The organism is Streptomyces glaucescens (genome assembly GCF_002154375.1).
Lineage (GTDB): Bacteria > Actinomycetota > Actinomycetes > Streptomycetales > Streptomycetaceae > Streptomyces > Streptomyces glaucescens.
The window spans coordinates 1-819 of record NZ_MUND01000999.1; the positions used below are offsets into that span (position 1 = coordinate 1).

Annotated in this window: 1 protein-coding gene; it reads left to right on the plus strand. The window is 72.0% G+C overall.

The features are described 5' to 3' along the window. On the plus strand, window positions 1–751 hold a 751-nt coding region (locus CCN42_RS43085; protein ID WP_158102206.1), incomplete at its 5' end, for a hypothetical protein. Window positions 752–819 lie beyond the last annotated feature (68 nt).

Below are 819 nucleotides of genomic sequence, written 5' to 3' on the forward strand. Positions count from 1 at the left end.
CAACAGCGGTGGTGACAACGCAGGGGGAGGAAACGGCGGGGGCGGCAACGAGCACTCGGATGGCCCCGCCTGGCTCCCGCCGGGCCCCCATTCCCCGAACACCGAGGGCCAGGCCGATCCGGAGAGCGTCTACGACGTCCTGCGCGCTCCGTCCCGCTGCCAGGACGCCCTGGACGTGATGCCGGACAGCCCGCCGGACGCCGATTGGCGGATTCTGCGCGGACTGGCCCAAGCTTGCCTGGCGATCCAGGGCGGAGGCGGCAACTGGGAGACGGCTGCGCTTGACTACTCCGCGGTCGCCGACCAGCTCCGCACCTGCAAGGGCCGCGCCGCCCGCCAGACCCTGGCCGGGCTCCTCGACTTCCACCGCCGCAACCCCGAGGCCACCGCCTCGCTGGAGAACGCGCCGGGCGGCACAGCCGCCTGTGCCTTCCGCATCACCTCGGTGGACGCCGGCGGCGACACCATGGCGAAACCCGGTGACACGATCCGGATCACCCTGCAGGGGACGTACTTCGACCACGGCGAGTTGCTGCGGGACGGCTGGGTGCGGATCGGCAGGGCACCACAGGACCACTCGCCCGGCTTCGTGTCGGAGGACGGTGACAAGCTGGTCCTGTCCACTGTGGTGCCGGAGCTGCCCGCATCCCCGACGGAGTCGTTCGACGTGGTCGTGCACTACATTCACGCCGAGGCGATCAGAGAGGCCGCGCTCAGCATCGAGCCCCCCAGCACGGCGGCGATCCCATGACCGCCTCAGCCCGCCTGCGCCGCTTGCGCACGGCCCTCACCCGCCACCGTCCCCCGGCACCGGACCCC